General features: G+C 38.7%; 25 protein-coding genes. 19 read left to right on the top strand and 6 right to left on the bottom strand.

All coding sequences use genetic code 11. The annotated features are described in order from the left end of the window. Positions 1 to 177: 177 nt before the first annotated feature. The 5 genes from ACIY14_RS05665 (at position 178) to ACIY14_RS05645 (ending at position 4,838) form a co-directional block, all read left to right on the top strand. On the top strand, positions 178 to 1,344 hold the full coding sequence (locus ACIY14_RS05665) for an AI-2E family transporter (RefSeq protein ID WP_409001859.1): 1,167 nt from the start codon (positions 178 to 180) through the stop codon (positions 1,342 to 1,344). Next, positions 1,334 to 2,563, top strand: coding sequence for a tetratricopeptide repeat protein (locus ACIY14_RS05660; RefSeq protein WP_409001858.1), 1,230 nt, complete (start codon positions 1,334 to 1,336; stop codon positions 2,561 to 2,563). The genes ACIY14_RS05665 and ACIY14_RS05660 overlap by 11 nt, the downstream gene beginning before the upstream one ends. 138 nt (positions 2,564 to 2,701) lie before the next feature. Then, positions 2,702 to 3,343 carry an amino acid ABC transporter permease gene (locus ACIY14_RS05655; RefSeq protein WP_000121156.1) on the top strand — a complete coding sequence of 214 codons (642 nt, stop codon included), beginning with the start codon at positions 2,702 to 2,704 and terminating at the stop codon, positions 3,341 to 3,343. A gap of 10 nt (positions 3,344 to 3,353) precedes the next feature. After that, complete coding sequence (locus ACIY14_RS05650; RefSeq protein ID WP_409001857.1) at positions 3,354 to 3,983, top strand: amino acid ABC transporter ATP-binding protein; 630 nt, start codon at positions 3,354 to 3,356, stop codon at positions 3,981 to 3,983. A gap of 15 nt (positions 3,984 to 3,998) precedes the next feature. Continuing rightward, positions 3,999 to 4,838 (top strand): amino acid ABC transporter substrate-binding protein, encoded by an 840-nt coding sequence (locus tag ACIY14_RS05645; RefSeq protein ID WP_409001856.1) that lies wholly within the window; start codon positions 3,999 to 4,001, stop codon positions 4,836 to 4,838. A gap of 227 nt (positions 4,839 to 5,065) precedes the next feature. Here ACIY14_RS05645 and lysS read toward each other — a convergent pair whose 3' ends face one another. The 5 genes from lysS to ACIY14_RS05620 all read right to left on the bottom strand — a co-directional run bounded on the left by lysS (position 5,066) and on the right by ACIY14_RS05620 (position 9,545). Next, positions 5,066 to 6,556 carry a lysine--tRNA ligase gene (gene lysS, locus ACIY14_RS05640; RefSeq protein WP_409001855.1) on the bottom strand — a complete coding sequence of 497 codons (1,491 nt, stop codon included), beginning with the start codon at positions 6,554 to 6,556 and terminating at the stop codon, positions 5,066 to 5,068. A 136-nt stretch (positions 6,557 to 6,692) separates the two neighbouring features. Next, positions 6,693 to 7,316 carry a histidine phosphatase family protein gene (locus ACIY14_RS05635; protein WP_409001854.1) on the bottom strand — a complete coding sequence of 208 codons (624 nt, stop codon included), beginning with the start codon at positions 7,314 to 7,316 and terminating at the stop codon, positions 6,693 to 6,695. Then, positions 7,316 to 7,798, bottom strand: coding sequence for an aminoacyl-tRNA deacylase (locus ACIY14_RS05630; protein WP_409001853.1), 483 nt, complete (start codon positions 7,796 to 7,798; stop codon positions 7,316 to 7,318). Before ACIY14_RS05630 ends, ACIY14_RS05635 begins: the two co-directional genes overlap by 1 nt. Continuing rightward, entirely contained in the window at positions 7,798 to 8,739 is a 942-nt protein-coding gene (locus ACIY14_RS05625) for a DUF368 domain-containing protein (RefSeq protein WP_409001852.1), read from the bottom strand. Before ACIY14_RS05625 ends, ACIY14_RS05630 begins: the two co-directional genes overlap by 1 nt. A 5-nt stretch (positions 8,740 to 8,744) precedes the next feature. Beyond that, a complete protein-coding gene (locus tag ACIY14_RS05620) occupies positions 8,745 to 9,545 on the bottom strand; it encodes a glycoside hydrolase family 25 protein (RefSeq protein WP_248023244.1) in 801 nt (266 codons plus the stop codon). A 155-nt stretch (positions 9,546 to 9,700) separates the two neighbouring features. On the opposite strand from ACIY14_RS05620, the gene glmU reads away from it, so the two are divergent. The 7 genes from glmU to ACIY14_RS05585 all read left to right on the top strand — a co-directional run bounded on the left by glmU (position 9,701) and on the right by ACIY14_RS05585 (position 15,685). Then, positions 9,701 to 11,080, top strand: a complete 1,380-nt coding sequence (gene glmU / locus ACIY14_RS05615; RefSeq protein WP_409001851.1) for a bifunctional UDP-N-acetylglucosamine diphosphorylase/glucosamine-1-phosphate N-acetyltransferase GlmU — start codon at positions 9,701 to 9,703, stop codon at positions 11,078 to 11,080. Positions 11,081 to 11,089: 9 nt separating this feature from the next. Further along, positions 11,090 to 11,635 carry an NUDIX hydrolase gene (locus ACIY14_RS05610; RefSeq protein WP_000393798.1) on the top strand — a complete coding sequence of 182 codons (546 nt, stop codon included), beginning with the start codon at positions 11,090 to 11,092 and terminating at the stop codon, positions 11,633 to 11,635. A gap of 11 nt (positions 11,636 to 11,646) precedes the next feature. Continuing rightward, entirely contained in the window at positions 11,647 to 11,958 is a 312-nt protein-coding gene (gene macP, locus ACIY14_RS05605; RefSeq protein WP_000517856.1) for a cell wall synthase accessory phosphoprotein MacP, read from the top strand. Between the two features lie 16 nt (positions 11,959 to 11,974). Further along, positions 11,975 to 12,667: a 5'-methylthioadenosine/adenosylhomocysteine nucleosidase gene (locus tag ACIY14_RS05600; RefSeq protein WP_409001850.1), complete on the top strand. Its 693-nt coding sequence runs from the start codon at positions 11,975 to 11,977 to the stop codon at positions 12,665 to 12,667. Between the two features lie 76 nt (positions 12,668 to 12,743). After that, positions 12,744 to 13,238 carry a chromosome segregation protein RocS gene (gene rocS, locus ACIY14_RS05595; protein ID WP_000021249.1) on the top strand — a complete coding sequence of 165 codons (495 nt, stop codon included), beginning with the start codon at positions 12,744 to 12,746 and terminating at the stop codon, positions 13,236 to 13,238. 81 nt (positions 13,239 to 13,319) lie between these two features. Next, positions 13,320 to 13,913: a 3'-5' exonuclease gene (locus ACIY14_RS05590; protein WP_409001849.1), complete on the top strand. Its 594-nt coding sequence runs from the start codon at positions 13,320 to 13,322 to the stop codon at positions 13,911 to 13,913. 8 nt (positions 13,914 to 13,921) lie between these two features. Then, positions 13,922 to 15,685, top strand: coding sequence for a glycerophosphoryl diester phosphodiesterase membrane domain-containing protein (locus ACIY14_RS05585; RefSeq protein WP_409001848.1), 1,764 nt, complete (start codon positions 13,922 to 13,924; stop codon positions 15,683 to 15,685). A gap of 38 nt (positions 15,686 to 15,723) precedes the next feature. Here ACIY14_RS05585 and ACIY14_RS05580 read toward each other — a convergent pair whose 3' ends face one another. After that, positions 15,724 to 16,023 (bottom strand): YbaB/EbfC family nucleoid-associated protein, encoded by a 300-nt coding sequence (locus tag ACIY14_RS05580; protein WP_000981517.1) that lies wholly within the window; start codon positions 16,021 to 16,023, stop codon positions 15,724 to 15,726. A gap of 423 nt (positions 16,024 to 16,446) precedes the next feature. Between ACIY14_RS05580 and ACIY14_RS05575 the strand changes: the two genes are divergently transcribed. The 7 genes from ACIY14_RS05575 (at position 16,447) to ACIY14_RS05545 (ending at position 21,651) form a co-directional block, all read left to right on the top strand. Further along, on the top strand, positions 16,447 to 17,154 hold the full coding sequence (locus ACIY14_RS05575) for a 2-C-methyl-D-erythritol 4-phosphate cytidylyltransferase (RefSeq protein ID WP_000638514.1): 708 nt from the start codon (positions 16,447 to 16,449) through the stop codon (positions 17,152 to 17,154). A 4-nt stretch (positions 17,155 to 17,158) separates the two neighbouring features. Next, a complete protein-coding gene (locus ACIY14_RS05570) occupies positions 17,159 to 18,181 on the top strand; it encodes a ribitol-5-phosphate dehydrogenase (protein ID WP_409001847.1) in 1,023 nt (340 codons plus the stop codon). Between the two features lie 16 nt (positions 18,182 to 18,197). After that, positions 18,198 to 19,055, top strand: a complete 858-nt coding sequence (locus ACIY14_RS05565) for a phosphotransferase (protein ID WP_409001846.1) — start codon at positions 18,198 to 18,200, stop codon at positions 19,053 to 19,055. 1 nt (position 19,056) lies between these two features. Continuing rightward, positions 19,057 to 19,935, top strand: coding sequence for a DMT family transporter (locus ACIY14_RS05560; protein ID WP_409001845.1), 879 nt, complete (start codon positions 19,057 to 19,059; stop codon positions 19,933 to 19,935). An 11-nt stretch (positions 19,936 to 19,946) separates the two neighbouring features. Next, entirely contained in the window at positions 19,947 to 20,636 is a 690-nt protein-coding gene (locus ACIY14_RS05555) for a sugar phosphate nucleotidyltransferase (protein WP_409001844.1), read from the top strand. A 195-nt stretch (positions 20,637 to 20,831) separates the two neighbouring features. Next, positions 20,832 to 21,308, top strand: a complete 477-nt coding sequence (locus ACIY14_RS05550; protein ID WP_409001843.1) for a PTS sugar transporter subunit IIA — start codon at positions 20,832 to 20,834, stop codon at positions 21,306 to 21,308. 37 nt (positions 21,309 to 21,345) lie between these two features. Next, positions 21,346 to 21,651: a PTS sugar transporter subunit IIB gene (locus ACIY14_RS05545; RefSeq protein WP_000590551.1), complete on the top strand. Its 306-nt coding sequence runs from the start codon at positions 21,346 to 21,348 to the stop codon at positions 21,649 to 21,651. Positions 21,652 to 21,676 lie beyond the last annotated feature (25 nt).

Below are 21,676 nucleotides of genomic sequence, written 5' to 3'. Positions count from 1 at the left end.
TCTTCATAACTCAATTTCATAATAAAACACCCCAAAAGTTAGATTTTTTCTGTCTAACTTTTGGGGTGCAGTTCATTGAGGAGATTTTTCTTTTTATCTATCTATGTAAGCACTTTAAAAAAGAGTTATTTTAGTCTAAAAATGGTATAATGAGAGAATGACAGAAAGGATGTATTTATGGAACATAAAGAGAAACATTTTAGCCTATCTTGGTTCTTTAAGTGGTTTTTAGATAACAAAGCTATTACTGTATTCTTGGTGACCCTGTTACTGGGCTTGAATCTTTTCATTCTAAGTAAGATTAGTTTTATTCTTTTACCAGTTTTAGATTTTCTAGGAGTTGTCATGTTGCCAGTTATTTTATCTGGTTTACTTTATTATCTCCTCAATCCGATTGTTGACTGGATGGAGAAACACAAAATCAATCGTGTTCTTGCCATTAGTATTCTCTTTGTTATAATTGGCCTCTTTATCATTTGGGGGCTGGCTGTTGCTATTCCAAATTTGCAACGTCAGGTCTTAAATTTTGCGAAGAATGTGCCGACATACCTGGAAGACGCTGATAAGGTGATCAATGATCTTGTAACCAAACGTTTACCAGATGATTTTAGGCCACAGTTGGAGCAGGTTCTTGCCAATATTTCTACTGAGGCGACGATGTGGGCGAGCAAAATCTCTTCCCAAGCCGTTAACTGGGTGAGTGCTTTTGTCAGCAGTGTATCCCAGGTTATTGTAGCGGTCATTATCGTACCTTTCATGCTCTTTTATCTTTTGAGAGATGGGAAAGGCTTGCGGGATTACCTAACTAAATTCATCCCAAACAAGTTAAAAGAACCTGTCGGACAAGTTTTGTCAGATGTTAATAAACAGTTGTCAAACTATGTTAGAGGACAGGTTACAGTTGCTATTATCGTGGCAATTATGTTTATTATCTTCTTTAAGATTATTGGTCTCAGATATGCTGTGACTCTGGGTATCACGGCTGGTATTCTCAATCTAGTACCTTACCTGGGTAGTTTTCTAGCGATGTTGCCTGCTTTGGTTTTGGGCTTGATAGCAGGACCTGTGATGCTTTTGAAAGTGATTATTGTCTTTATTGTTGAACAAACGATTGAAGGTCGCTTCGTTTCTCCGCTTATTTTAGGTAGTCAGCTAAATATCCATCCGATCAATGTCCTCTTTGTTCTCCTAACTTCAGGTTCTATGTTTGGTATTTGGGGAGTCTTGCTGGGAATTCCTGTCTATGCTTCTGCCAAGGTCGTTATCTCAGCTATCTTTAACTGGTATAAAAAAGTCAGCGGTTTGTATGAAGAAGAAGGGGAGGAAATCAAGAGTGAACAATAGTCAACGCATGCTCCAAGCTTTGGATGAACAGAATTTAACCAAAGCGGATCAGTATTTTCACAAAGCCCTCAAAACAGATTCAAGTGAAGTTCTTTACGAACTAGCAAATTATCTAGAGGGAATTGGCTTTTATCCACAAGCCAAGGAAATCTATCTAAAAATTGTGACAGAATTTCCAGAAGTGAATCTGAACCTAGCAAGCATTGCTAGCGAGGATGGCAATGTTGAGGAAGCCTTTGCCTATCTGGAAGAAATCACACCCGAAAGTGACTGGTATGTATCGTCTTTGGTAATGAAAGCAGATCTCTATCAGTTAGAAGGTTTGACAGATGTAGCACGTGAAAAGTTACTGGAAGCCTTAAATTACTCAGATGATGCCTTATTAGTTTTTGGTTTGGCTGAGTTGGATAGCGAGTTAGGAAATTATCAGGAAGCCATTCAGGGCTACGCTCAATTAGACAATCGCTCTATCTATGAGCAAACGGGTGTCTCAACCTATCAACGAATTGGTTACGCTTATGCCCAGTTAGGCAAGTTTGAAGCCGCAACTGAATTCTTAGAAAAAGCTATAGAACTAGAGTACGATGACCAAACTGCCTTCGAACTGGCTAGTCTTTACTTTGATCAAGAAGAGTATCAAAAATCTGTTCTTTACTTTAAGCAGATTGATACCATTTCACCTGATTTTGAAGGATATGAGTATGGTTATAGTCAAGCCTTGCATAAGGAACATCAGGTGGAAGAGGCCCTTCGTATCGTTAAAAAAGGACTGGAGAAAAATCCATTTGAAACCCGTCTCTTGCTAGCTGCTTCTCAGTTTTCGTATGAATTGCATGATCCTAGTGCTGCAGAGCAGTTTCTCCTTACTGCTAAAGAAGATGCAGAGGATACAGAAGAAATTTTTCTTCGCCTCGCAACCATTTATATGGAACAAGAGCGGTATGAAGATATCATCGCTCTCCAAAGTCAAGAACCTGAAAACCTCTTGACCAAGTGGATGATTGCACGCTCTTACCAGGAAATCGAGGATTTAGATAAGGCCTATGAGCTCTATCAGGAACTATCGTCTGACCTCAAGGACAATCCAGAGTTTCTGGAGCAGTATAGCTATCTCCTGCGTGAATTAGGATATTTTGAAGAGGCCAAGATACAAGCTGAAGCCTATTTAAAACTCGTTCCAGATGATGTTCAGATGCAAGAACTCTTAGAAACACTTTAAAAGTTATCTCTCTAAAAGAACGTATCCGTCAATTTGTCAGATACGTTTTTTTAGGAGAAATAGAATTTTTTTACAATTACTCTTGCTAAATTGTTTATTTATGCTATAATAGGAACAATTATTTTTAGGAGGTGCAGTATGTCTTATATGTTTGAGATATTACCAAGTTTATTGAACGGTGCAAGTATGACACTTCAAGTCTTTGCTCTAGTTTTAATTTTTTCAATTCCCTTAGGTATTGTCGTTGCCTTTGCTTTGCAAGTCCGTTGGAAACCCCTCCATTATCTCATTGACCTTTACATTTGGGTAATGCGAGGAACTCCCTTGCTTTTGCAATTAATCTTTATTTACTATGTGCTCCCTAGTATTGGGATACGTTTAGATCGTTTGCCTGCTGCTGTGATTGCTTTTGTATTAAACTATGCAGCCTACTTTGCGGAAATCTTTCGTGGTGGGATCGAAACCATTCCAAAAGGGCAGTATGAAGCCGCAAAAGTGTTAAAATTTAGCCCCTTTGATACAGTTCGCTACATCATCCTTCCTCAGGTTACAAAGATTGTCTTACCGAGTGTCTTTAATGAAATTATGAGTTTGGTCAAGGATACTTCATTGGTTTATGCCCTTGGGATTTCAGATTTGATTTTGGCAAGTCGGACTGCAGCTAATCGAGATGCCAGTCTTGTGCCTATGTTTTTAGCTGGAGCGATTTATCTAATCATGATTGGTCTTGTAACCATTGTAGCGAAAAAGCTTGAGAAGAAGTACAGTTATTACAGATAGGAGGATTGCTATGTTAGAATTACGAAATATCAACAAGGCCTTTGCTGGCAAACAAATCTTAACCAATTTCAACCTATCAATTCCTGAAAAGCAAATCCTTGCAATCGTAGGTCCATCAGGAGGAGGCAAGACAACCCTATTACGTATGCTAGCTGGACTGGAGACCATCGATTCTGGGGAAATCTACTATAACGGCGAATCGCTAGCTATAGACGAACTAGAAAAGCGCAATCTTCTGGGATTTGTTTTCCAAGATTTTCAACTCTTTCCGCATTTGTCAGTTCTAGATAACTTAACCTTGTCGCCCATAAAAACGATGAGTATGGAGAAGGAAGTTGCTGAGAAGAAGGCACGTGGTTTGTTGGAACAACTTGGGTTAGCAGGACATGAAGATGCCTTTCCATTCTCACTTTCAGGTGGGCAAAAACAACGGGTAGCCTTAGCACGCGCTATGATGATAAACCCAGAAATTATTGGATATGATGAGCCTACATCAGCCTTAGATCCAGAGTTGCGATTAGAAGTAGAAAAACTTATCCTTCAAAATAAAGAGCGTGGGATGACTCAGATTGTTGTGACCCACGATCTTCAGTTTGCGGAAAATATTGCTGATCAGATCCTTAAGGTTGATCCAAAATAGGAGTAGGAGGTGCCTATGAAGAGAAAGAAAATTGCCCTTGTACTTGCTCTGTTCTTTAGCTTCTTCCTGACAGCTTGTACTCAGAAGGCAAGTGATCCAAATCAGGATAATTGGGCCAAATATCAAAAGCAGGGTAGCATTACCATTGGCTTTGACAATACCTTTGTTCCCATGGGATTTGAGGAAAAGAATGGCCAGTACGCGGGCTTTGATATTGACCTAGCCCAAGCTGTTTCTGAAAAGCTAGGAATTCAGATTAAATTTCAACCCATCGACTGGGATATGAAAGAAACCGAATTACAAAATGGTACTATTGATGCCATCTGGAATGGCTATACAGCTACAGATGAACGGAAAGAGAAGGTTGCTTTTACCATTCCTTACATGGAAAATCAACAAGTTTTGGTCTCTAAAAAGTCTAAAAATATCCACTCAATTCAGGATATGACAGACAAAGTTTTAGGGGCTCAGGCTGGATCTTCTGGTTATTTGGATTTTGAAGCCCAGCCAGACTTATTGAAAAATCGTGTCAAAGACCAGAAGGCCAACCAATACCAAAGTTTTAATGAAGCCTTGATTGATTTGAAAAATGACCGAATTGAAGCCTTGTTAATTGACCGGGTATATGCCAATTACTATCTCCAGTCCGAAGGAATATTAAATGACTACAATATCTTTTCAGCAGGGTTTGAAAGTGAAGCTTTTGCAGTGGGTGTTAGACCTGCTGATAAAACTTTGCTAGCTGCTCTGAATCAAGCCTTTGTATCACTATACCAAGAAGGAAAATTCCAGGAAATCAGCCAGAAATGGTTTGGGGAAGATGTAGCAACCAGTCAAGTTAAAAATCAAGAATAAGAAAAGAGATTGAGTTTTTCCTCAGTCTCTTTTTGTATCGAAAAATCCTCTGGCAAGTACCAGAGGATAAGAGTTTATACTCAATGAAAATCAAAGAGCAAACTAGGAAGCTAGCCGCAGGCTGCTCAAAACACTGTTTTGAGGTTGTAGATAAGACTGACAAAGTCAGGAACATATATCTACGGCAAGGCAACGCTGACGTAGTTTGAAGAGATTTTCGAAGAGTATTATTTCATTGTTGGGAAGAGCAATACATCACGGATAGTGGTTGTATCAGTGAGGAGCATGCAAAGACGGTCGATACCGATACCCAAACCACCTGTTGGTGGCATACCGTATTCAAGAGCCTCGATGTAGTCGTAGTCGATACCTGTTGCTTCATCATCACCAAGTTCTTTGGCTTTAGCTTGGGCTTCAAATCGGCTAAGCTGATCGATTGGATCATTCAACTCAGAATAGGCATTACCGTACTCCTTAGTCATGATAAAGAGCTCAAAACGGTCAGTAAAGCGTTCGTCTTCAGGATTTTTCTTAGCAAGTGGAGATACAGCTACTGGATGTCCATAAACGAAGGTTGGTTGACTCAATGTTTCTTCGACAAATTCTTCAAAGAAGGCATTGATGATGTGACCAACTTCAGTGTAGTGTTTCTCAACTGGAACTTTCTTCTCAGCAGCGATAGCTTTGGCTTCCTCGAAAGTCATATCTTGCCAGAAGTCTACACCAGTAATTTCCTTGATAGCATCCACCATGTGAACACGTTTAAATGGTTCATTGATTTTGATTTCAGTACCTTGGTAGTTGACTGGACCATCACCTTTGACAGCCTTTGCAGCATGCTGGATAATACCTTCTGTCAAATCCATAATATCATGGAAATCGGCATAAGCTTGGTAAACCTCAATCATAGTAAATTCAGGATTATGAGTTGCATCCATTCCTTCGTTACGGAAGATACGGCCAATCTCATAGACGCGTTCCATACCACCGACAATTAGACGTTTGAGATGAAGTTCTAGAGCTATCCGAAGCACCATGTCAATATTTTGAGCATTGTGGTGTGTAATAAATGGTTTGGCAGCAGCACCACCAGCCTCGTTGTGAAGTACAGGTGTTTCCACTTCAAGAAAATCATGTCCATCTAGATAACGACGGATTTCAGAGATGATTTTTGAACGAGTGACAAAGCGCTCAAAGCTTTCACGGTTAGAAATCAAGTCAAGATAACGTTTACGATAAATTGTTTCAACGTCAGTCAAACCGTGGAATTTCTCTGGTAGTGGGCGAAGTGCTTTAGACAAGTGTGTAATGTGAGTTGCCTTGATAGAAAGTTCTCCCATATCTGTTCGCATCACTTCACCTTCGACACCAAGGAAGTCACCAAGGTCAGCCTTTTTGAAGATTTCGTAGTTTTCTTCACCGACTTCATCTTTACGAACGTAGATTTGGATTTGACCTTCTCGGTCTTGAAGATGGGCGAAGCCGACTTTTCCTTTACCACGTTTACTAACTAAACGTCCAGCGATAGTAGCAGTTTCGTTTAATTCATGTAATTGTTCTTTATCGAGTTCTGCAAATTTGTCTTTTAGTTCTTGAGAGTTAGCAGTACGTTCAAAACGTTTACCGAAAGGATCAATTCCTTGTTCACGGAGCGCAGCCATTTTTTCACGGCGAACAATCTGCTGGTCATTTAGTTCTTCCATATGTTCTGTAGACATGAAATCCTCCTAATTTTACTCAAAATTTGATACGATGAGTCTTTTTGCGATACTCCCATTTTATCATAAATAGTCAAGAAATTCACGTATATTCTTTGAAAACTAAAAAGAACTTGGCCATTAAGATCAAGTTCCATTATTTTCCTTGATAGGAAGTGTCATTCCACCTTTCCAGAGTGAAGGTTTCAAAATCCTTGGTTTCTAAAACTGTTAGACTAGCATTGGCTAAACCACCATCTTTTCGAAGAAGGGGCTCTTTATAACCTAGAAGGGTACGAAGACTAGCAGTGAGATTTGCACCATGACCAACGATTAGAACTCTCTTAGCCTGACTCCCCTTCAGAGATTTGATAAATTGAATGGTGCGTTGAGTTGTAGAGTAGAGGGATTCTGCTTCAAACATTCTTGTATCGAACTTAGCTAAGTTTGTACGAAAAGCCTTGATTTGTTGTGGGTAGATGGCCTCTAATGTTGCAATTTTTAATCCCTCTAGTTTTCCGAGATGCCATTCACGCAGGTCAGGAATAGCCTTTAAAGGACATTGTATCTGGAGTTGACTTTGGATAATTTTAGCAGATTTGACCGCTCTTGGTAAATCACTTGAATAAATCTCATCGAAAGGGATATTGCTGAGATATTGACCGAGCGCCTTTAAGGTATCAATAGACTCAGGAAGAAGAGGTGAGTCCCCTCCAGCACCTTGGAAACGTCCTTCAAGATTCCAGATAGTTCGGCCGTGACGCACAAAATAGAGTTTCATCAGTTGTTTTCCTCCAAGATATCTGCAAAATCTGCTTTCACAAAGCTAGCCAAGTCTTGTGGAGCAATAATGATACTATGCCCGACTTCCCCAGCAGAGACGATTATTTTGTCCAAATCTAAAGCTGTTTTATCAATAAAAATAGGATAGTTGTGTTTTTGGCGAATGCCGACGGGGTTATTTGCCCCATGAATATAGCCTGTCGTTTTTTCTAGGTCTCTTTGTGGAATCATACTCACTTTTTTATTACCAGAAACCTTTGCTAATTTTTTTTCAGCGAGGTGTTCTGGTATGGGGACGATTCCGATAATTGGGCCTGTCTTGTCCCCCAGCAGAGCCAAGGTTTTAAAGATATGTGTTCGATCATATTCCGAAGGAAGTTCACCCTCAAGCGCATTGATTTGAATTCCTGTGTGCTCAATTCCTGCTTTGGTTAAGATTTGCTCGATAAGAGTTTTTTTAATTTTTACTTTTTTTGCCATTATTTATACTTATCCTCCAATTGACTCATCCAGATACCAAGCCAAATGCCAAGTGCAAAGAAGAAGGCGATGAGAACATAGCTTACGATGGAAAGTCCAGTGTATTGGATACTTTCAGCACTTCCAGCATTTGGAATCAAAATCAAGAGGGTGCTTGATAGCACAATCCCAATAATAAAGTGATAAACACGGGAGTGGTAGTTGTTCAAGGCATGGTCCATTAATTTTGAAAAAACGATGAGAGTTGCACCTGCACCAATCCCGATAGGAAGGAAGGTACCAAATAAATCAAAGGTCTTAAAGCCAGTTAGCATCGGAGCGTACAGTCCTAAAATCAAGAGTAGATTTGATGGACTTAAACCAGGCACCAAGACACCTAGAGCTAAAAGAACACCTGCCAAGATGAAACTGGCGAAACTGGCGCTGAGAGAACCAACAACAAAGTTTAGCGCGTAGAGCCCTAGACCTGAAAGGGTAAAGGTAGTCCAGAACCAGACTAGGTCAACCTTGTCACGATCAGATTCTCGAGTAGATTCTCTAAGGAGGCTAGGAACTGTACCTATGATAGCTCCAGCAAAGCTCCACAAAACATAGACTTGGTAATTTTCTAGCAAATACTCGATTGGATAAGAAAACAAACCAATGCCTAGCAACATCCCGATTGCTACTGGAATAAAGTATAGGACATTCTCTTTAAAATCTTTAAAGGGGTGAGCCAGAAAACTAATCATTCGCTCATAAATTCCCAAAATGGCTGCTAAAACACCACCAGAAATTCCAGGTAGGATAAATCCTAAGGCGATGACGATTCCTTTAATAACTCTTGCAATCCATGAAAACATATTAGACTCCTCAATTTCATAAATTTCTTTCTCTGTCTTATCAATTATAACACAGACGGCAAAAAATGAAAAAGCAAGTGAAAAAGTTGCGATTTTCACTTGCTTTATGGTCTTAAAAATAGCTTTCTGAAGGTTTCTTCTTTTTCCTTATCAGTAGAAATGAGATTGATATCTAGGTGATGTTCAAATCCTGCAATTTTTCCTTTGGAAGTATACTGATGGAGGTCATAGTCTAAATCAGTATTGGGTGTGGCCTCAAAGTAGCCTGAGTCTGTCCCATAAGAAGGAATCCAGACGGCCGAGAAATTTTCCGTATTGATGCTATGTTCTTGCATGAAATAAACACCAATGTAAATCCCGATATTTTTAGCGCCCAGCGATTCAAGTTTAGCCCGAAAAGCTTCGACTCCGTCATTCATATCGGCCATTGTTTTTTCCTCAACGTCAAGCCAGTAATAACTAGGATTGTATGGAGAAGCAGAATTGTAGAAAACTTCAGCCGCTTTTTCCATTTCTTCTTTGTTCGTACCAGCTAGATAAGCATAAACTGCTACGGGGACATTGCGCTTTTGAAATTCTGAAATGTGATTTTTATAGGATTTATCAACTCCATTGATAAAGGCCGCATCATTTGCTTCCGTGTGTTGAGTACCACTGTGCACACGAACAATAGCTCCAGAAATATTTTGAGATAAAATATCGTAGTTTATCTCCTCCGGTCTTTGCCAACCAGAAATGTCAATAATGGGTTTATCAAGATTATGCAAGGCCTGGTTTTCAACTTGGACAGTGTTGCTTTTTGACTTGACCGAATGGTCTTCATAAGCTGGTTTATTAAAGATTAAAATAGCTATAACAATGGTGAATAGACTAAAAATAATAGCTGGATGAATCTCTTTTCTCATATCTAATTAGTTTAACGTAAATAGATAAAAAAATCAAAGAAAACGTTGAAAAGATGAATGAACTAGCATGTTTTCCCCTATTTCTCTGTTTGTTTACTCCTAAGGAAGTAAATTATGGTATAATATAAGGGAATTTTTACAGAAAAGAGAATAGTATGTCAAATTATGCCATTATCTTAGCAGCGGGTAAGGGTACTCGCATGAAATCAGATCTTCCAAAAGTACTTCATAAAGTAGCAGGAATTTCGATGTTGGAACACGTTTTTCGTAGTGTTGGTGCTATTCAACCTGAAAAGACAGTTACCGTAGTGGGACACAAGGCTGAGTTAGTTGAGCAAGTCTTGGCTGGACAGACAGACTTTGTAACCCAAGCAGAACAATTGGGAACAGGGCATGCTGTCATGATGGCAGAGCCCATTCTCCAAAACCGCACTGGCCACACCTTGGTTATCGCTGGAGATACTCCTCTGATTACAGGTGAAAGCTTGAAAAACCTCTTGGATTTCCATATCAATCATAAAAATGTGGCGACTATTTTAACGGCTGAAGCAGCAGATCCTTTTGGGTATGGTCGTATCGTCCGTAACGATAACGCTGAAGTTCTTCGTATTGTGGAGCAGAAAGATGCTACAGACTTTGAAAAGCAAATTAAGGAAATCAATACAGGAACTTATGTATTTGACAATGAACGTCTTTTTGAAGCTCTTAAAAACATCAACACCAACAATGCCCAAGGTGAGTATTATATTACTGATGTGATTGGTATTTTCCGTAATGCAGGTGAGAAGGTTGGCGCCTATACTCTCAAGGATTTTGATGAAAGTCTTGGGGTAAACGACCGTGTGGCTCTTGCCACTGCGGAAGCAGTGATGCGTCGCCGTATCAATCAAAAGCACATGGTTAATGGTGTTGGCTTTGTTAATCCGGAAGCAACATACATCGATGTTGATGTCGAGATTGCTCCTGAAGTCCAAATCGAAGCCAACGTTACCTTGAAAGGTCAAACGAAGATTGGGGCGGAAACTGTTTTAACAAATGGAACTTATATCGTGGATAGCGCTATCGGAGCTGGAGCTGTGATTACGAATTCCATGATTGAGGAAAGTACAGTTGCAGACGGCGTGACTGTTGGTCCTTATGCCCATATTCGTCCAGGCTCAAGTCTAGCTTCCCAAGTTCACATTGGAAACTTTGTTGAAGTAAAAGGATCTTCAATCGGTGAAAATACCAAGGCAGGTCATTTGACCTATATCGGAAACTGTGAAGTGGGTAGCCATGTTAACTTTGGTGCAGGTACGATTACAGTTAACTACGACGGGAAGAATAAGTACAAGACTGTCATTGGTAACAATGTCTTTGTTGGATCAAACTCAACCATCATTGCTCCAGTGGAACTTGGTGATAATTCACTAGTTGGAGCTGGTTCAACGATTACAAAAGATGTTCCAGCTGACGCCATTGCTATTGGACGTGGACGTCAAGTTAATAAAGATGAATATGCACTACGTTTGCCTCATCATCCTAAGAATCAGTAGGAGTCTATCATGGAATTTGAAGAAAAAACGATTAGCCGGAAGGAAATCTACCAAGGTCCTATTTTTAAGCTAGTGCAAGATCAGGTGGAACTACCAGAAGGGAAGGGAACTGCCCAACGTGATCTGATTTTTCACAATGGAGGCGTATGTGTTCTAGCTGTGACAGCTGAGGATAAAATCGTCCTTGTTAAGCAATACCGAAAAGCTATTGAAGCTATCTCTTATGAAATTCCTGCTGGTAAACTGGAAATTGGTGAAAATGCAGATCCCATGTCGGCAGCCCTTCGTGAATTGGAGGAGGAAGTTGCCTATACGGGTAAGTTAGAGCTTCTATATGATTTCTACTCTGCTATTGGTTTTTGTAACGAAAAATTAAAACTCTACCTCGCAAGAGATTTAACTAAGGTAGAAAATCCTCGTCCGCAAGATGATGATGAAACCTTGGAAGTTCTAGAGGTCAGCCTTGAGGAAGCAAAAAACTTAATTCAGTCTGGCCATATCTGTGATGCCAAGACGATTATGGCAATCCAGTACTGGGAATTGCAAAAGAAATAGAGGAGTAGCCCATGGGAAAACCTTTGTTAACAGATGAAATAATCGAACGTGCCAATCGTGGGGAGAAAATCTCTGGGCCACCTCTTCAAGATGACGAGGAAACTAAAATTTTATCAACTTCTTCACAAAACTTTGGTTATTCACGTTCTAGAGACTATAATTCTATTCAAGATACTTTAACAATCGAAGTAGAGCCAACGATTCATAAGAGCCGTCGCATTGAGAATACCAAGAGAAATGTTTTTAACTCGAAATTAAACAGAATCTTATTTACAGTCATCCTACTCTTGATTTTACTTGTGTTGGCGATGAAACTTTTGTAATAGAAAAGGAAATAAAATGAAAATTGGAATCATTGCAGCAATGCCAGAAGAGCTCGTACACTTGACTCAGAATTTAGATCGAGCACAAGAAGTCCAAGTCCTCGGAAATACTTACTACACTGGCACTGTTGGCAAGACAGAAGTTGTTCTAGTTCAGAGTGGGATTGGAAAGGTCATGTCAGCTATGAGTGTAGCGGTGTTAGCTGACCATTTCCAAGTAGATGCCGTTATCAATACAGGATCGGCAGGTGCAGTTGCAGAAGGTATTGCCGTTGGAGATGTAGTGATTGCGGATAAGTTGGCTTACCATGATGTGGATGTAACTGCTTTTGGCTATGCTTATGGTCAGATGGCTGGTCAACCTCTTTACTTTGAATCCGATAAGAACTTTATCGCTAGGATTAAAGAAAACTTATCTCAGTTAGAACAGACCTGGCACCTAGGCTTGATTGCTACAGGAGATAGCTTTGTAGCTGGTGATGATAGGATTGCTAGTATCAAATCTCACTTTCCAGATGTTTTAGCAGTTGAAATGGAAGGGGCAGCGATTGCACAGGCAGCTCAGGCTCTTGGCCTACCTTTCTTAGTCATTCGTGCCATGAGCGACAATGCCAATCACGAAGCTTCTATCTCTTTTGATGAGTTTATCATTGAAGCTGGATGTCGTTCTGCCCAAGTTTTACTGGCCTTTTTAAAGGCTATGGATTAAGCGGAAATTTGACAGTTTATCTAGCTTATGATAAGATTTAAGTAAAGAAAAGCTAGAAAACGTTTCAGAGGATATTATGAGTATTGAAATGACCGTCAGTGAGATTGCAGAGGTCTTAGGACTCTCTCGTCAAGCAATCAACAATCGTGTCAAAGAACTTCCAGAAGAGGACACGAAAAAAAATGACAAAGGTGTAACTGTAGTTACTCGAAGTGGCTTGATTAAGCTAGAAGAAATCTATAAAAAAACGATTTTTGAAGATGAACCAGTCAGTGATGATGTCAAACAACGCGAACTGATGGAAATCTTAGTCGATGAGAAAAATGCTGAAATTCTTCGTTTATATGAGCAGCTCAAGGCCAAAGACCAGCAGTTAGCAGAAAAAGATGAACAGATGCGTGTTAAAGATCGACAGATTGCTGAAAAGGATAAACAATTGGACCAACAGCAACAATTAACTCTTCAAGCTATGAAGGATCAAGAAAGTTTGAAACTAGAGTTGGACCAAGCAAAAGAAGAAGTTCAAGCTACCAAAAAAGGCTTTTTTGCTCGCTTATTTGGAGGAAAATAAAGAAGCTGTTTGGGTTATTCACTAACCTGATAGCTTCTTTTATTATTTATGGTTTAAATTGAGTCGGAACCGAGGTAAAAGATGGAAAAATTAAGAGATTATATTGCCTTTGATTTGGAGTTCAATCAATACGAAGGGGTTACCCATTTGATTCAAGTATCAGCAGTTCGCTTTCAAAATGGTCAAGAAATAGGTGCCTTTGATTCTTATGTTCATACTACAGCACCTTTGAAGAGTTTTATCAATGGCTTGACTGGAATCACAGCTGAAACCTTAAAAGATGCGCCAATGGTGGAGCAAGTTTTAAGGGATTTTCAGATTTTTGTTGGTAATTTACCTATGGTTGGATACAATGCGGCCAAAAGTGATCTGCCTATTCTCTTGGAGCACGGTATTGATTATCATGACCAGTATAAGGTTGATTTATATGATGAGGCTTTTGAACGGCGTAGTTCTGACTTACACGGCATAGCCAATCTTAAATTACAAACTGTAGCGAATTTTTTAGGTTTTCACGGGAAGTCTCATAACAGTTTAGAGGATGCCCGCATGACGGCGCGTGTTTACGAAGCCTTTTTAGAATCGGATGAAGGAAAGCTATTAATAGAAGACCAGAGTTGTTTTTCTCTGAATAATCCTTTCGGTGGCTTAGATTTATCTCAATTTTTAGACTAGGAGTGCCTATGAAACCTGAAAAACCTAAAAAGCTAGGTTTTAGGAAGATATACTATAACCTAGATAAAATACTATTTCTATTTTTCTTGATTTTCATGATGGTAGAGTTTGTTTGGTTGCCATTGAATTCATGGATAGCTGGCATACTTCTAAGACAAACAGGTTACTTGTTTATCTCCTACAATAACTTTTGGGCGATTATACAAGGCTCGCCTTTTGTCAGTTTAGCCTTTCTCATTTTAATAGTAATCAATCTTTTAGTGGCTTATTTTCAAATCTGTCTTTTGTTCATTGGGGCGCGTCACCTTCTCTATCATGAAAAGAGAACCTTGATTGAATATAGTCGAAAAGTCTTTCACAAGAGTTTTCTATTTGTCAAACGATTGAGCTTTTGTAAGATGGCCTTTGTCTTCTTTTATGTAGCTCTACTTTTTCCTTTTATTAGGAAAATTTTAAAAATCTACTATCTCAATAAGATTATTATCCCTGATTTTATCGTTACATACCTAGAAGATAAGAACTGGCTGGTAGGGCTGTTGATCATAGCATCCGCTTGGATCTTTCTCTACATTTCTGTTCGCTTCATGTTTGCCCTTCCTAAGATTCTCTTTGAAAGAAAGACAGTAAGAGAAAGTGTGAAATATAGTCTCCAAAAGACGAAGAAAAACGTCCTTTTCTTCTCTTGGCATCTTCTACTCATTATCATTAAAACCTATCTCTTCTTCTTTGTTTTGTTAATTCCCTTGCTCTTTGCTCAGGCGGTAATGGATAATTTTACTCAAAAAGAATCCTTGATTCTTGGTGTGATTAATTTTGTCTTGATTAAAAATCTCCATTACATGACTCTGACTTATTTCCTAGTGAAGTTTGTTTCCTTCCTGACAGGAGAAGAGTTGGAAATCATGCCAAGGCGAAAAAAAGATCATCTGATGAGATGGGGTGTCATGGGGTGTGCAAGTATCTTCTTTGCTTTAGAAGGTTACATCTATCTGGAGTCTCCGGATACCAATACACCTTTAGTGATTTCGCACAGAGGAGTAAGTAATAAAAATGGTGTTCAAAATACAGTACAGTCCTTGGAAAAGACAGCCCAATTAAAACCAGACCTCATCGAGATGGATGTGCAAGAAACGAAGGATGGCCAGTTCGTGATGATGCACGACACTAACCTTAAATCGCTAGCAAGAATTAATGCTACACCGCAAGACTTAACTCTGGATGAATTAACAAATACAGATATTTACGAGAATGGTTATCAAACAAAGATTTCAAGTTTTGATGCCTATTTAGAGCGAGCAAATGCTTTAAACCAAAAATTGTTGATTGAGATTAAAACCAGTAAAAAAGATAGCCCACAAATGATGGACCATTTCCTTGAAAAGTATGGAACGACTATCAAGAAATATGGGCACCAGATGCAGTCACTAGACTATCATGTGATTGATAAGGTCTTGGCTTATGATTCTGAAATTCCAGTGTACTTCATCCTGCCATATAATAGTGTGTTTCCGAGAACCAAGGCGACTGGTTATACCATGGAATATTCAACTTTGGATGAATACTTTGTCAATAAACTTTGGACAACAGATCAGAAACTATATGTTTGGACTGTGAATAGTTCTGAGTCCTTTGATAAGGCAGTCAGACTTGGAGCAGATGGCATGATAACGGATGATCTTGAAATGGTCCAGTCACAAGTCACAATGGCTCAAGATGATCCGGAATACACGGAATTACTCTTAAAGAAAGCAATGGAATTCTTTGAGTTCTAAGAAAAAAAGAGAAACATCTGTTTCTCTTTTTTTGTGGATTAGAAAGGCAATTTTCCAGCGAAAGCACCGAGTTTCTTCTTAGTCGTTTCATCAATTTGTTCAAGTGCAGCGTTAATCGCTTGAACAGTCATGTCAGAAAGGGTTTCAAGATCTTCTGGATCTACAACTACTGGGTTAAAGTCAATGCTGACCACTTTCTTATCACCAGTTAGAGTTGCTTGGACAAGGTCTTGAGCTGATTTTCCAACAAATTCCATGGCAGCGAGTTCTGCTTGACTTTGTTCCATTTGTTTTTGAAGTTTTTGTGCTTGGCGCATCATGTTCTGCATGTTCATCATAGCGGTTTATAGTTTCCTTTTTCTATTATTTTCTTTTTTATTTTACCAATTTTAGGAGCAAAAGTCTAACAATAGTTTAAAACATCGTAGAGATTGCTTTCTTAAATTTACAAAAATGGATGCCACAATTTTCCTAGCTTTTTCTTGTATTTTTAAAAATATGTTTAAGTTTTCTTTAAGTTTTCTATTATATTCTAAAGAACTCTATATTAACCGAACGTTGAATGAGGGTTATAGAGAATAACCTAAATTTATTTCTTAATTTATTATAATTTTTCAGACTTTGTTGAATATTGTTCATTTTTCATCCTAAATAATGAGCCGATTCACATGGTGGTTCTTTATCTTTTCTTCATGATGGAGGCAGATTGTGATATAATAGATAGTAATGAGTTTTTTAGAATAAACTAAAGGAGAATATAAATGATCTATGCAGGAATTTTAGCCGGAGGAACTGGTACACGCATGGGAATCAGTAATTTACCAAAACAATTCTTGGAGTTGGGTGATCGACCTATTTTGATCCACACAATCGAAAAATTTGTTTTAGAACCAAGTATTGAAAAAATTGTGGTTGGAGTTCATGGAGATTGGGTTTCTCATGCTGAGGACTTGGTTGACAAGTATCTTTCTCTCCACAAGGATCGCATTATCATTACCAAAGGTGGGGCTGATCGCAATACCAGTATCGAGAAGATAATAGAAGCTATTGATGCCTATCGTCCAATCACTCCAGAAGATATCGTGATTACCCACGACTCTGTTCGTCCTTTTATTACACTTCGCATGATCCAGGACAATATCAAACTGGCCCAAAATCATGATGCGGTTGATACAGTAGTAGAAGCGGTTGATACCATTGTTGAAAGTACCAATGGTCAGTTTATCACTGATATTCCAAATCGTGCTCATCTTTATCAAGGTCAAACACCTCAAACCTTCCGTTGCAAGGATTTCATGGATTTGTATGGTTCTCTATCTGATCAAGAAAAGGAAATCCTGACGGATGCATGTAAGATTTTTGTTATAAAAGGGAAAGACGTTGCCCTAGCTAAAGGCGAATACTCAAACCTTAAAATCACAACGGTGACAGACTTGAAAATCGCGAAAAGCATGATTGAGAAAGACTAAGACTATGATTAATCAAATTTATCAACTGACAAAACCAAAGTTTATCAATGTAAAATACCAAGAAGAGGACATTGATCAGGAGAACCATATCCTTATTCGCCCGAATTATATGGCGGTTTGTCATGCGGATCAACGTTACTATCAAGGGAAACGTGATCCAAAGATATTGGCTAGAAAACTTCCTATGGCCATGATTCACGAGTCTTGTGGAACTGTTATTTCAGATCCGACTGGGACTTATGAAGTCGGTCAAAAGGTGGTCATGATTCCAAATCAACCGCCTATGCAGAGTGACAAGGAGTTCTACGAGAACTACATGACAGGAACCTACTTCCTATCTAGTGGCTATGATGGTTTTATGAGAGAGTTTGTTTCTCTTCCGAAAGATCGTGTTGTGTCTTATAATGACATCGAGGACACAGTTGCCGCCATTACCGAGTTTGTGAGTGTCGGTATGCATGCCGTGGATCGATTCCTACATCTTGCTCATAGCAAACGAGAGCGTATCGCTGTTATCGGAGATGGTAGTTTAGCCTTTGTGGTTGCTAATATTATCAATTACACTCTACCAGAAGCAGAGATTATCGTGATTGGTCGCCATTGGGAAAAACTGGAACTCTTCTCTTTTGCAAAAGAGTGCTACATTACGGATAATATCCCAGAGGACTTGACCTTTGATCATGGATTTGAGTGTTGCGGTGGTGACGGTACAGGTCCCGCCATCAATGACTTGATTCGTTATATTCGCCCACAAGGAACGATTCTCATGATGGGAGTGAGCGAGTACAAAGTCAATATCAATACACGAGATGCTTTAGAAAAAGGTTTATTATTGGTTGGTTCGTCACGATCAGGACGGATCGATTTTGAGAAGGCCATTCAAATGATGGAAGTCAAAAAGTTTGCGAATCGTCTGAAAAATATCCTTTATATTGAAGAACCGGTGAGGGAAATCAAGGACATTCACCGTGTCTTTGCTACAGACCTTAATACTGCTTTTAAAACAGTATTCAAGTGGGAAGTTTAGAAGATGGAGGTTATTTGTGGAGAAACTCATCAAAGAAAAAATTTCTTCTTTACTAGCTGATGAAGAGGAAGTTCTCAGTGTTGAACAGCTGGGAGGCATGACCAACCAGAATTATTTGGTTAAAACAACTTCTAAACCCTATATCGTTAAATTTTTCGGAAAAGGGACTGAAAAGCTCATCAATCGTCAAGATGAAAAATACAATCTTGAATTGTTGAAAGATTTGAATCTTGATGTCAAAAATTATCTTTTTGATATTGATTCAGGGATTAAGGTAAATGAGTACATTGAATCTGCAACAACGCTTGATTCCAATTCGATTAAGACCAAGTTTGAAAAGATTGCCCCGATTCTACAGACCATTCATGCATCAGGGAAAGAATTAAGAGGGGAATTTGCACCTTTTGAGGAAATCAAAAAATACGAAGCCCTGATTGAGGGAAATATCCCTTACGCCAATTATGAAGCTGTGAGAAAAGATGTATTTTCGTTAGAGAAAAGATTGGCTGACTTAGGTGTTGATAGAAAGTCTTGCCATATTGATTTGGTTCCAGAAAACTTTATCGAGTCTCCCCAAGGTCGCTTGTATTTGATCGACTGGGAGTACTCTTCCATGAATGACCCAATGTGGGATTTGGCAGCTCTTTTCTTAGAGTCTGAATTTACAAAGCAAGAGGAAGATGATTTCCTTTCCTACTATGAAAGTAACAAAACGCCAGTATCACGAGAGAAGATTCGTATCTATAAAATCTTGCAAGATACTATCTGGAGTTTGTGGACAGTGTACAAAGAAGATCAAGGCGCTGACTTTGGAGATTATGGTGTGAGTCGTTACCAAAGAGCTGTCGAAGGTTTGACTTATTATGGAGGTTAGGATGAAGAATAAAAATGGTGTTTCTTTTGGTCTGCTTTCTGGTATTTTCTGGGGTTTAGGTCTAACGATTAGTGCTTATATCTTTTCGATTTTTACCAATCTATCACCTTTTGTAGTGGCAGCGGCTCATGATTTCTTGAGTATCTTTATCTTGTTAGCTTTTCTTTTGGTAAAAGAAGGGAAAGTTCGCTTATCAATCTTTCTAAATATTCGAAATGTCAGTGTTATTATCGGTGCCTTGCTAGCTGGACCTATTGGCATGCAGGCCAATCTTTACGCGGTTAAGTATATCGGTAGTTCTCTTGCGTCTTCAGTATCAGCTATCTATCCAGCAGTCTCTGTTTTACTCGCATTTTTCATTTTGAAACACAAGGTATCTAAGAATACAGTGTTTGGTATTTTGTTGATTATCGCTGGTATTATTGCCCAGACATACAAAGTTGAGCAGGTTAATTCTTTTTATATCGGAATTCTTTGTGCATTAGTTTGTGCCATTGCCTGGGGAAGCGAAAGTGTTCTTAGTTCCTACGCCATGGAAAGTGATCTAAGCGAAATTGAAGCACTATTAATCCGCCAAGTAACTTCATTCTTGTCTTATCTTGTGATTGTGCTCTTTTCTCACCATTCATTTGCAGAAGTAGCGGATGGACAATTACTCGGCTTGATGTCAGTCTTTGCAGCATGTAATATGATTTCATATTTAGCTTACTATATTGCTATCAATCGTTTACAACCTGCAAAAGCAACTGGTTTGAACGTAAGCTATGTCGTATGGACGGTATTGTTCTCAGCAATGCTTTTAGGTACACCACTCGATATGGTGACCATTATTACATCGCTTGTTGTCATGGCTGGTGTTTATATTATTATTAAAGAATAAAGGAGATTCGTGTGAAAGCGATTATCTTGGCAGCGGGGTTGGGAACTCGTCTGCGTCCTATGACTGAAAATACCCCCAAAGCCTTGGTTAAGGTCAACCAAAAACCCTTGGTAGAATACCAAATCGAGTTTTTGAAAGAGAGAGGAATTGATGAGATTATTATCGTTGTTGGCTACCTCAAAGAACAATTTGACTACCTAAAAGAAAAATATGGTGTTCGTTTAGTCTTTAACGACAAGTATGCTGATTACAACAACTTTTACTCACTTTACCTTGTAAAAGAAGATTTAGCTAACAGCTATGTTATTGATGCGGATAACTATCTTTTCAAAAATATGTTTAGAAATAATCTTGAACGTTCTACCTATTTCAGTGTTTATCGTGAAGACTGTGAGAATGAATGGTTCTTGGTTTACGGTGATGACTATAAGGTTCAAGACATCATTGTTGACAGCAAAGCTGGTCGCATTTTGAGTGGGGTTTCATTCTGGGATGCTCCAACTGCAGAGAAGATTGTTGGCTTTATTGACAAAGCTTATGCAAGTGGTGAATTTGTAGATCTCTACTGGGACAACATGGTTAAGGATAATATCAAAGAATTAGATGTGTATGTTGAAGAATTAGAAGACAATAGCATTTATGAAATTGATAGTGTAAAAGATTACCATAAGTTAGAAGAGATTTTATCTTCTATTAAATAACCAATCCAAAATTAGAAGGCTTGAGCCTTCTTTTTTTTGTAGATTTTAAAACAGAAATGTTTGATATTGATTATATTCTTTAAACAAAACAAAAATTACAAAAAAATGAACAAAATAAAACAAAAAATATTGACAACGATTTCATATAGTGTTATACTTATACCATAAAAGATAATTGAAAGAAGGGAAAAGGTTATGGGATTAGATCATTTCTTTGACAAAAACCTGGTGTTTTGCTTAGAAGCGGATAATCAAGAACAACTTTTTAATCAGGTGGCAACCTTATTGGAAGAACGAGAAATCGTTACTCCAACTTATCGTGAAGCCTTGATCGCGCGTGAGAAGTCATTTCCAACTGGCTTAGATATGGAATTTTTGGGGAAAGATCTACCAAATGTTGCGATTCCTCATACAGATATTGTCCATAATCTAGCTGAGAAAGTAGTGGTTGTTCGATTAGAAAAACCAGTAACTTTTCACAATATGATTGCTCCTGATAGAGAGGTTGAAGTTTCATTGCTTTTCTTTATCATTAACAATTCAAGTTCAAGTCAAACGAATATTCTGGCTCAGTTGATGGACTTTTTCACAGGAAATGGCCATCTGGAAAATCTATCAAAAATTTCCGAACCAGAAAAACTTTATGCTTACATTGCTGAAGCAACTGCTTAATCTTGTCTATTAAAAAATAAAATCGGAGGAAATCCTAATGATTAAAATTCTTGCTGCCTGCGGTGCAGGTGTTAACTCAAGTCACCAAATTAAAAGTGCTCTAGAAGAAGAACTCTCAAATCGTGGTTATGACGTTCACTGTGATGCAGTCATGGTGAAAGATGTAAACGAAGACCTTATCAAGGGATACGATATCTTCACGCCAATCGCTGCAACTGACCTTGGTTTTGAACCAGGAATTCCAGTAATTGAAGCTGGACCAATCTTGTTCCGTATTCCAGCGATGAGTGCTCCAGTATTTGACAATATTGAAGCAGCTATCAAAGAACATGGACTAAGCTAATTTATCCTTTATCTTGTTAACATTC

Origin of the sequence: Streptococcus sp. ST16 (assembly GCF_046098135.1) — a bacterium.
In the GTDB taxonomy this organism is placed as follows: Bacteria; Bacillota; Bacilli; order Lactobacillales; family Streptococcaceae; genus Streptococcus.
Note: the sequence above shows the minus strand (reverse complement) of the source record. Positions and strands in the feature narration are given on the sequence as shown.

Excerpts from the sequence above, each read along its gene's own strand:
- ACIY14_RS05650 (WP_409001857.1), top strand. The coding sequence starts at position 3,354 with ATGTTAGAATTACGAAATATCAACAAGGCCTTTGCTGGCAAACAAATC.
- ACIY14_RS05630 (WP_409001853.1), bottom strand. The coding sequence starts at position 7,798 with ATGGCAAAAAAAGTAAAAATTAAAAAAACTCTTATCGAGCAAATCTTA.
- ACIY14_RS05585 (WP_409001848.1), top strand. The coding sequence starts at position 13,922 with ATGAAACCTGAAAAACCTAAAAAGCTAGGTTTTAGGAAGATATACTAT.
- ACIY14_RS05655 (WP_000121156.1), top strand. The coding sequence starts at position 2,702 with ATGTCTTATATGTTTGAGATATTACCAAGTTTATTGAACGGTGCAAGT.
- ACIY14_RS05575 (WP_000638514.1), top strand. The coding sequence starts at position 16,447 with ATGATCTATGCAGGAATTTTAGCCGGAGGAACTGGTACACGCATGGGA.
- ACIY14_RS05635 (WP_409001854.1), bottom strand. The coding sequence starts at position 7,316 with ATGAAACTCTATTTTGTGCGTCACGGCCGAACTATCTGGAATCTTGAA.
- ACIY14_RS05570 (WP_409001847.1), top strand. The coding sequence starts at position 17,159 with ATGATTAATCAAATTTATCAACTGACAAAACCAAAGTTTATCAATGTA.
- ACIY14_RS05550 (WP_409001843.1), top strand. The coding sequence starts at position 20,832 with ATGGGATTAGATCATTTCTTTGACAAAAACCTGGTGTTTTGCTTAGAA.
- macP (WP_000517856.1), top strand. The coding sequence starts at position 11,647 with ATGGGAAAACCTTTGTTAACAGATGAAATAATCGAACGTGCCAATCGT.
- ACIY14_RS05580 (WP_000981517.1), bottom strand. The coding sequence starts at position 16,023 with ATGATGAACATGCAGAACATGATGCGCCAAGCACAAAAACTTCAAAAA.
- ACIY14_RS05665 (WP_409001859.1), top strand. The coding sequence starts at position 178 with ATGGAACATAAAGAGAAACATTTTAGCCTATCTTGGTTCTTTAAGTGG.
- ACIY14_RS05620 (WP_248023244.1), bottom strand. The coding sequence starts at position 9,545 with ATGAGAAAAGAGATTCATCCAGCTATTATTTTTAGTCTATTCACCATT.
- ACIY14_RS05600 (WP_409001850.1), top strand. The coding sequence starts at position 11,975 with ATGAAAATTGGAATCATTGCAGCAATGCCAGAAGAGCTCGTACACTTG.
- ACIY14_RS05545 (WP_000590551.1), top strand. The coding sequence starts at position 21,346 with ATGATTAAAATTCTTGCTGCCTGCGGTGCAGGTGTTAACTCAAGTCAC.
- ACIY14_RS05610 (WP_000393798.1), top strand. The coding sequence starts at position 11,090 with ATGGAATTTGAAGAAAAAACGATTAGCCGGAAGGAAATCTACCAAGGT.
- ACIY14_RS05645 (WP_409001856.1), top strand. The coding sequence starts at position 3,999 with ATGAAGAGAAAGAAAATTGCCCTTGTACTTGCTCTGTTCTTTAGCTTC.
- glmU (WP_409001851.1), top strand. The coding sequence starts at position 9,701 with ATGTCAAATTATGCCATTATCTTAGCAGCGGGTAAGGGTACTCGCATG.
- ACIY14_RS05560 (WP_409001845.1), top strand. The coding sequence starts at position 19,057 with ATGAAGAATAAAAATGGTGTTTCTTTTGGTCTGCTTTCTGGTATTTTC.
- ACIY14_RS05590 (WP_409001849.1), top strand. The coding sequence starts at position 13,320 with ATGGAAAAATTAAGAGATTATATTGCCTTTGATTTGGAGTTCAATCAA.
- rocS (WP_000021249.1), top strand. The coding sequence starts at position 12,744 with ATGAGTATTGAAATGACCGTCAGTGAGATTGCAGAGGTCTTAGGACTC.
- lysS (WP_409001855.1), bottom strand. The coding sequence starts at position 6,556 with ATGTCTACAGAACATATGGAAGAACTAAATGACCAGCAGATTGTTCGC.